Annotated in this window: 9 protein-coding genes; 5 read left to right on the top strand and 4 right to left on the bottom strand. The window is 68.7% G+C overall.

Annotated elements, in window-relative coordinates; genetic code table 11:
- The 3 genes from V7E05_RS09730 to V7E05_RS09720 form a co-directional block, all read right to left on the bottom strand.
- A partial coding sequence (locus tag V7E05_RS09730) for an NAD(P)-binding domain-containing protein (protein ID WP_442891649.1) occupies positions 1-435 on the bottom strand: 435 nt, incomplete at its 3' end.
- A gap of 89 nt (positions 436-524) precedes the next feature.
- Positions 525-1,316, bottom strand: coding sequence for an SDR family oxidoreductase (locus tag V7E05_RS09725; protein ID WP_333619461.1), 792 nt, complete (start codon positions 1,314-1,316; stop codon positions 525-527).
- 69 nt (positions 1,317-1,385) lie between these two features.
- Positions 1,386-2,852, bottom strand: a complete 1,467-nt coding sequence (locus tag V7E05_RS09720) for an aldehyde dehydrogenase family protein (RefSeq protein ID WP_333619460.1) — start codon at positions 2,850-2,852, stop codon at positions 1,386-1,388.
- Positions 2,853-3,038: 186 nt separating this feature from the next.
- Here V7E05_RS09720 and V7E05_RS09715 point away from each other — a divergent pair, with 186 nt between their 5' ends.
- The 5 genes from V7E05_RS09715 to V7E05_RS09695 all read left to right on the top strand — a co-directional run bounded on the left by V7E05_RS09715 (position 3,039) and on the right by V7E05_RS09695 (position 7,343).
- Positions 3,039-3,629, top strand: a complete 591-nt coding sequence (locus V7E05_RS09715; RefSeq protein WP_333619459.1) for a TetR/AcrR family transcriptional regulator — start codon at positions 3,039-3,041, stop codon at positions 3,627-3,629.
- A gap of 67 nt (positions 3,630-3,696) precedes the next feature.
- The gene (locus tag V7E05_RS09710) at positions 3,697-5,139 is read left to right on the top strand and encodes a cytochrome P450 (RefSeq protein WP_333619458.1); all 1,443 of its coding nucleotides are present in this window, start codon (positions 3,697-3,699) and stop codon (positions 5,137-5,139) included.
- Complete coding sequence (locus tag V7E05_RS09705) at positions 5,136-5,339, top strand: ferredoxin (protein ID WP_333619457.1); 204 nt, start codon at positions 5,136-5,138, stop codon at positions 5,337-5,339. Before V7E05_RS09710 ends, V7E05_RS09705 begins: the two co-directional genes overlap by 4 nt.
- A gap of 104 nt (positions 5,340-5,443) precedes the next feature.
- A complete protein-coding gene (locus tag V7E05_RS09700) occupies positions 5,444-6,025 on the top strand; it encodes a nuclear transport factor 2 family protein (protein ID WP_333619456.1) in 582 nt (193 codons plus the stop codon).
- A gap of 1 nt (position 6,026) precedes the next feature.
- The gene (locus V7E05_RS09695) at positions 6,027-7,343 is read left to right on the top strand and encodes a hypothetical protein (protein ID WP_333619455.1); all 1,317 of its coding nucleotides are present in this window, start codon (positions 6,027-6,029) and stop codon (positions 7,341-7,343) included.
- A gap of 37 nt (positions 7,344-7,380) precedes the next feature.
- On the opposite strand, the gene V7E05_RS09690 is transcribed toward V7E05_RS09695, so the two are convergent.
- The coding region (locus V7E05_RS09690; RefSeq protein WP_333619454.1) for a hypothetical protein at positions 7,381-7,825 on the bottom strand (445 nt) is incomplete at its 5' end.

The following is a 7,825-nucleotide window of genomic DNA, read 5'->3' as shown; positions in this document are numbered from 1 at the left end:
ATCCACGAAGCCCACGCCGTTCTCGGCGCAGTAGGCGGCGAGCTCTTCCGCAGTGGAATCGGAGATCGTGGAATGCACGGCGATGACGAGCCGGCCCGCATCGCCGCGGCGCTCGGCGCCGGTGGCATTGGCCACGAGCCCGTCGGGGCCGGCGACGACGTCGCGGACCTGCGCGTCGTTGAGCACGGTCACGGAGACGACGGAACACTCGCGTGCGAGATCGGCGACGCTCCCCGCCGGGGCGCCCTCTCCGGTGAAGGGCTCGGTGGCCTCGGAGCGGACATCACAGACGTAGAGCCCTCCGGGGTAGGAGAGGAGCCTGCGCGCCATGGGCGCACCCATCGAGCCGAGGCCGATGTAGCCGACAGGAGAGGTGGCACTGGTGTCGGAAGAAGCGGGACGTTCTCCGTCAGGAGACGAGGAGGGAGTGTCCATGGGCGGGGACCTTTCCTGGGTGAGGTGGGGCTGGGGCGCGATCGGGGATGCGCCGGAAACTCGCCGGAATAGCGACCGAAGGAACGCGATCAGGGGCGGAAGACCTGGCCGCCGTCGACGTTGAAGATCTGCCCGGTAACCCAGCTCGCCTCGTCGGAGAGCAGGAGCAGCAGGGTGCCGACGAGGTCGGCGGGCGTGCCGATGCGCGCGAGCGGGAGCTTCGCGACCATGTCATTGACGATCGACTGCGGGGTCGAGGTCCGGTTGGCCTCGGTGTCGATGGGGCCGGGAGCGATCGCGTTGATCCGGATGCCGGAGCTCCCGAGCTCGGTCGCGAGTTGCTGGGTGAGCGCATTGACCCCCGCCTTCGCGAGGCCGTAGAAGTTTGAGTACATGTACGCCGCAGTCGAGGTCTGATTGACGATCGAGCCGCCGCCGCGGGCCTGCATGTGCGGCAGCACGGCGCGGACCATGTTGAGCTGGCCGTCGAGGTTCACGGCCATGAACTTTTTGTAGTAGTCCCAGTCGACGGTGATGAGGAAGTCGAGCTTCATCCCGCCGAAGATCGCCGCGTTGTTGACGAGCAGGTCGAGCCCGCCGAACTCGTCGACGGCCCGCTGCGCACAGGCGGCGCCGGAGTCGACGTCGGCGATGTCGACCCGGTGGGCGCACGCGGCGCCACCCGCGACTGTGTTGATCTCCTCGGCGACGGCCGTGGCCTTGTCGAGGTCGAGGTCGGCGCACACGACGGAGGCCCCGGAGCGCGCGACGGCGCGGGCGTACTCGGCGCCGATATCGCCGGCGGCGCCGGTGACGATGGCGACCTTTCCTGCGAGGCGCTCGTTCGAGGCTGTGGGGGCGGGGGTATCGGTGGTGGTCATGTCTCTCCTTCAGGGGTGTGGTGGTTCGGGTTGGGAGCGGCGGGGTAGCAGCTCGGAATGACGGCGGGACTACGCCGGGGTGCCGACGGACTTGGTCTCGAGGTACTCGGTAAAACCCTGGACGCCCATCTCGCGGCCGATCCCGGACTGCTTGAAGCCGCCGAACGGCACGTCGAGGCCGTACCACTGCGCTCCGTTGACGCCGAAGGTCCCGGTGCGCACGGAGGAGATCACGTTCTCGAGGCGCTCGGGATCGGTGCCGAACACGGCGCCCGAGAGCCCGTACGGGGAATCGTTGGCGATGCGGATCGCGTCGTCGTCGCCGTCGTGGGGGAGGATCACGAGAACGGGGCCGAAGATCTCCTCGCGGGCGACTCGGGACTCCGGCGTCAGGCCGGATATGAGCGTGGGCTCGAACCAGAAGCCGCCTGCCTTGCCCTCGGGAGAGCGGCCTCCGCACTCGACCGTGCCGCCCTCGGAGCGGGCGAGCTCGACGTAGCCGGCCACGCGCTCGAGCTGGCGCGAGGAGATGAGCGGGCCGCACATGGTGCCCGGGTCGTTCGGGTCGCCGCATTCGGTGCCCTCGAGGACGCCCTTGGTCAGGGCGATGGCCTCGTCGAGCTTCTCGCGCGGGACGAGCAGGCGAGTGGTCAGGGCGCAACCCTGGCCGGCGTGCATCGTGGCGTTGATCGCGGTCATCATGCACGCGAGCCCGAGATCGGCATCGTCGAGGACGATCGACGCCGACTTGCCGCCGAGCTCGAGGAACACCCGCTTGAGCGAGTCCGCGGACGCGCGCATGATCCGCTTGCCCGTCTCGGTCGAGCCGGTGAACGACACGAGGTCCACGTCCGGACTGGCGACGAGCTGCTCGCCGACATCGTTGCGCGAGGACGTGAGCACGTTGAACACGCCGGGCGGGAACCCCGCCTCGGCGGCCATCTCGCCGAGCGCGGCGGCGCACCACGGGGTGTCGGGCGCGGCCTTGAGCACCACGGTGCAGCCCGTGGCGAGGGCCGGGCCGATCTTCGCGAGGTTGATCTGGTTGGGGAAGTTCCACGGGGTGATGGCCGCGACCACGCCGACCGGCTCGTGGCGCACCTCGCGCCTCGATTCGATTCCCATGACGTCGAGCGTCCCGAGATCGGTAGACCATTCGAAATCCTCGGCGAGCGAAGCAAAGTATTCGAGCCCGTCGACGGGGCCCTCGAGCTGCGGCCCCTGGGTGAGGAAGCGCCCGGCGCCGACCTCGGCGATGGTGATCTCGCGGAACTCCTCGATGCGCTCGCGGATCTTGCTGTGCAGCGCGCGGAGGCAGCGGGTGCGGAGCGCGGTGTCTCTCGACCAGTCCGTTGTGTCGAAGGCGCGGCGCGCGGCAGCGATGGCCGCCTCGGTCTCCGCGGTGCCCGCGTCTGCGGCGTGACCGATGATCTCGCCTGTGGCGGGAGAGACCACGGGGTAGGTGCCCTCCGCGGACGGACGGAGCTCGCCGTCCACGTAGAGCCTGGACGCCACATCGGCGGAGAACAGTGCCATCGGTCGACCTTTCTTGAGCGGTTCTGGAGAAGGGATGGGGTTCGCTTGTAGGCAAAATTCCGGACGTTGTTGTCGCAGCCGAGCCTAGACGAGCGTCTGGACACGTGTACATAATTCGACGTAATCGCGCGAAATGCCGGGAAATTCGCTTGTGCGGGCGTGTGGACTGGAGTAGTGTCTAGACACATGTCCACCCCTACTCGACACGAATCACCCAGGCGCAGGCTCTCCGACCAGCAGGCCGGCACGGTCGACAGGCTCACGGAGGCTGCGCTCGAGGTTCTCCGGGAGAAGGGCACCACCGGGCTCACGGTCCGGGAGGTGGCCAAGCGTGCACGGGTCGCTGCGGCCACCGCGTACACCTATTTCTCCTCGAAGGATCACGTGGTGGTCGAGGTGTTCTGGCGGCGGCTCCATTCGCTGCCGGAGGTGGACCTCGAGGGGGAGGGCGATGCTGCCGACCGGGTGGTAATCGTCCTCCGGCAGGTGGCGCTTCTCGTCGCCGACGAGCCGGAACTCGCCTCGGCGACCACGGCATCCCTGCTCGGCGCCGATCCGGAGGTCGAGCACCTACGGATCGAGGTCGGCGTCGAGATCCGTCGCAGGCTCATGGCGGCGCTGGCCGGCAACGGCGGCACCGAGGCAGTCGACGAGCGGGTCCTCGAGGCCCTCGAGTCCGTCTACTCCGGAGCGCTGCTCCGCGCGGGCCTCGGCTATTCGACATACGAGCAGATGGCGGACTCGGTCGAGTTCGCCGCGAGGACGATTCTCCGCTAGCGGCGATTCCGCCGGCGAACTCCCACAACTCCCACCACTAGGACCACTAGGAAAGTCGGGTTGGCACATGGCACACGAGGACGACACAGAGCAGCGGGCCGGGACTGCGACGGCGCAGGCCGGCAAAGATCAGCGAGACCAGGCCCAGGGCGAGCCCGCGACGTGCCCGTTCTCCGGGGCGCGCCGCGTCTCGGGAGGCGGGGAGCAGGGCCACCTGGACGAGCTCGCGGCCGATCCGCTCGAGCTGTTCTGGCGGGTCCGCTCCGAATGCGGAAATGCCGGTACCTTCGAGCTCGCCGAGCGCGAGGTCGTCCTCGTCTCGGGCGCCGAGAACAATGAGGCCTTCTTCCGCGCCCCCGAGGAAGCGCTCGACCAGGCGGCGGCATATCCGTTTATGACCCCCATCTTCGGCGAGGGCGTCGTCTTCGACGCGAGCCCGGAGCGCCGCTCCGAGATGCTCCACAACCAGGCGCTCCGCGGAGAGCACATGCGTTCGCACGCCGAGACCATCCCGCGCGAGGTCGAGCGGATGATCGCCGATTGGGGCGATGAGGGCGAGATCGACCTCCTCGAGTTCTTCTCCGAGCTCACGATCTACACGTCGTCGGCGTGCCTTATCGGGCCGCGCTTTCGCAACCAGCTCGACAAGCGTTTCGCCGACCTCTACCGCGACCTCGAGCGCGGCACCGACCCCCACGCGTACATCGATCCGCACGCCGACATCGAGTCCTTCCGCCGCCGCGATGCCGCGCGCGCCGGGCTCGTCGAGCTCGTGCAGGGGATCATGGACGAGCGGATCGCGAACCCTCCTGAGGACAAGGCGGACCGGGACCTGCTCGACGTGCTCGTCTCCATCAAGGATGACGACGGACGCCACCGCTTCTCTGCCGACGAGGTCACCGGCATCTTCATCTCCATGATGTTCGCCGGGCACCACACCACCGCGGGCACATCGGCGTGGGTGCTCATCGATCTTCTCCGCAATCCGGACTACATGCGCGAGGTCCTCGCGGAGCTCGAGGAAATCTACGGCTCAGGCGACGACTACAGTTTCCGCGCCCTGCGCAAGATCCCGAAGCTGGAGAACGCGCTCAAGGAGTCGCTGCGGCTGCACCCGCCGCTCATCGTCCTCATGCGGGTGGCGCAGGAAGACATGCGAATCGGAGACACCGACGTCAAAAAGGGGCAGACCGTGGCCGCATCGCCGGCCGTCTCCGGGCGGTTGCCCGAGGACTTCCCCGACGCCGATACCTACGATCCGAGCCGCTACGAGAAGGGCCGGGAGGAGGACATCGAGAACCGCTGGACGTGGATCCCGTTCGGCGCCGGCCGACATCGCTGCGTCGGAGCGGCGTTCGCGCAGCTGCAGATCAAGTCGATTTTCTCGATTCTCCTGCGGAATTTCGAGTTCGAGCTGGCGCAGGATCCGGACTCGTATCGCAACGACCACTCGAAGATGGTGGTTCAACTCGCGCAGCCATGCACCGTCCGCTACCGGAGGCGGCGATGAGCCGCGTCGAGGTCGATTTCGATCTGTGCCAGGGCCACGCCGAGTGCCAGATGGAAGCGCCCGAGTGGTTCTCCGTGGGCAAGGGGCCGGGGGCGAAGGTCCGGGCCACGCGCGGCGAGATCCCCGACGACCAGCGCGAGGTAGTGGAGGACGCGGTGGAATTCTGCCCCACCCGCGCTCTGCGGATCGTGGGCGACTAACTCGAGGGACCGCTACGGATCGCGAGGGTCCGCAACGCACGCGCGGCTGCTCCGGGTAGCGTCCCGGACCCGCAACGGAGACGACGGAAATCACGGAGGACGGCATGACTGGATTCGACCGCAAGGAAATCGAGGACTTCCTCGAGCGCTGGATCGAAGCAAATGTAGAGGCGGAGAAGAGTCAGGACTGGGGTCCGCTCGCGGAGTTCTACGCGAAGGACGCGCACTATGGCTGGAACTACGGCCCCAAGGATGACTTCATGGCCGTGGGCCGCGACGAGATCCGCGAGCTGGCGCTCGGGCAGGAGATGCGCGGACTCGAGGGCTGGGAGTATCCGTACCGCCATAGGATCATCGACGAGAAGACCGGCGACGTGATCTGCCTATGGGGCCAGATCGCGCGCGGCACCGTCGATCCCGAGACGGGTAAGCCCTTCGAGGTCTATGGGCTCGGCGGCTCGTGGTTCCGCTACGGCGGCGAAGGGCAGTGGGCGTGGCAGCGGGACTTCTTCGACTTCGGAAACGTCGCCGGTCTGTTTATGCGCATGTACGAGGCCGATGCGCTGAGCGATGGGATGAAGGCCAGGTTCGCCTCGGCCGGCGAGAAGCTCCCCGGCTGGTACCGGATCCGCACGGCGCCCAAGGACATCTGGCCGGAGGAGTTCCCCGAGGACCTTGGGGTGTGAGATGAGCGGAGGCACCGAAGGTCCAGCACGCGACGGCTCTGTATACGGCATCGACGGCCTCGCGCACGACGAGCTCGCGGCGCTAGTGCGCGAGCAACTCCTCATCGGCCAACTCATCGACCGCGCGGGCATGCCCGCGCTACTCGCCGAATTCGGTCTCGAGGGCATGCGCGACGTGGCCATCGAGGAATGGCAGGCGGCGAGTCCGCACTATGCTTTACGGATGAAGAGGGCATTGGGGATCTCCGGCGACGGGGTCGCGGAGATCTTCAAGGGTTTCCAGCTCGACATCGGTGCGCCGCCGGAGTTCATGGACTTCCGGTACACCGTGCACGACCACGACCACGGCGAATTCCACCTCGACCACTGCGGTGCGCTCATGGACGTCGAGCCGATGGGGGACCAACTCGTCAAGGTCATGTGCCATGACATCGAGGACCCGACCTTCCCTGCGACCGCCTTCGCCACCAACCCGCGCGCCGTGGTCGAGCCGGTGCACCGGCCGCCGCGCTCGCCCGCGGGGCGCACTCCGCACTGCCAGTGGACCGTGCGGATCGACGCCGACGCACCACCCGCGGAGCTGCCCGCGCCGGCGGCGGAGTCGGCCTCGGCCGCGGCGGTGTCGCTGGAGTTCCCGGAGCCGGCCGCGGGCGAGGACCCGCGCGAGGGCCTGCTCGCGGACTATTCCGGGCCGCTGCTTTCCGACCTGCACTTCCCGGACTTCGACCGCGCGGCGCTGGTCCGCATCGCCCGCGAGGTCGCGCTGCAGATGCACCTCCTCGCGCTCGGCTTCGCGCAGGCCGTGCGGCGCCGCTCCGACACAGACACCGCGGTGCGCCTGCTGCGCTACCAGTGCACGGGGATCTCCGGGGTCGCGACGGGCAGGATCGCGGCGGCGCTCGGTGTGACCGCCGCCGACGGACCCGCGGGCCTCGCCCGCATCTTCTCCCTCCACCCCATCGCCGCGCCGGCCGAGTACACGGGCTTCTCGATGGCATTGCGGGATGACGGCGAAGGCCTCGATCTCCACTGGGCCGCGGAGGCACCGTGGTGGCGGGACGAGGGGTGGGCCCAGGTACTCGGCAGCGGGGACGCTGGTCCGCTCGAGGCCGCGGCGCGGGCCATAGATCCGCGCTATCGCGTGGACCTGGACGTGTCGGCGTCCGGTGTCAAAGCTGCGGTGCTCCTGGATCCGGAGGCGGACCCGGACGGGGCGGAATTCGCGGAGCGCGAGGAGGTTGCGGTGACCCGCCTGAGCTCTGGCGCCGGATTTGAGTTCGGTCCGGTGCGGCGGCCGATCCCGCTTACGCCGCTGTAGGCGTTCGGAGAGGCGCCCTTCGAGCGCACGTGCTGGTCTAATGGGACCGGTGGCTCTCCGTCGGCGGAGCCCCGGCGCGGAGCATGCTCGCGCTCGCGTGGGCCATGGCGCTCACTGCCTTCTCGACGCGCAGCGTGAGCGCGACGCCGCGGAGCACGTCGATGGCCCGGCGGTCCAGGGACTCGGCGCGAGACACAGTGGCGAGATTGGTGCGGGCGACGCTGTCGAAGGCTAGGGCGTATGAGCGCAGAAGGCCGCTCTCGACGACGCCGGGGTGGTCGCGGACCAGCGCGGTGAGCTCCGCGCGCGGCCACGAGGGGAAGTTCGGCCAACCGAGTTCCGCGCACAGTTCCGCGACGCGCTCACCGGCCCAGTCGCGGTCGTCCGCCGGTGGTCGGTGGAGCCCGAGTGCGAGGATCTGGCACCGCTCCTGGATTGCGAGCACGTCGGCGTCGGGGTCGTCGAGGAGCGCGGTGAGCTCG

It is taken from the genome of Dietzia sp., assembly GCF_036741115.1.
GTDB lineage: Bacteria > Actinomycetota > Actinomycetes > Mycobacteriales > Mycobacteriaceae > Dietzia.
The sequence above is the reverse complement of the archived record's forward strand: the minus strand, read 5'-3'. Positions and strand labels throughout refer to the sequence as shown.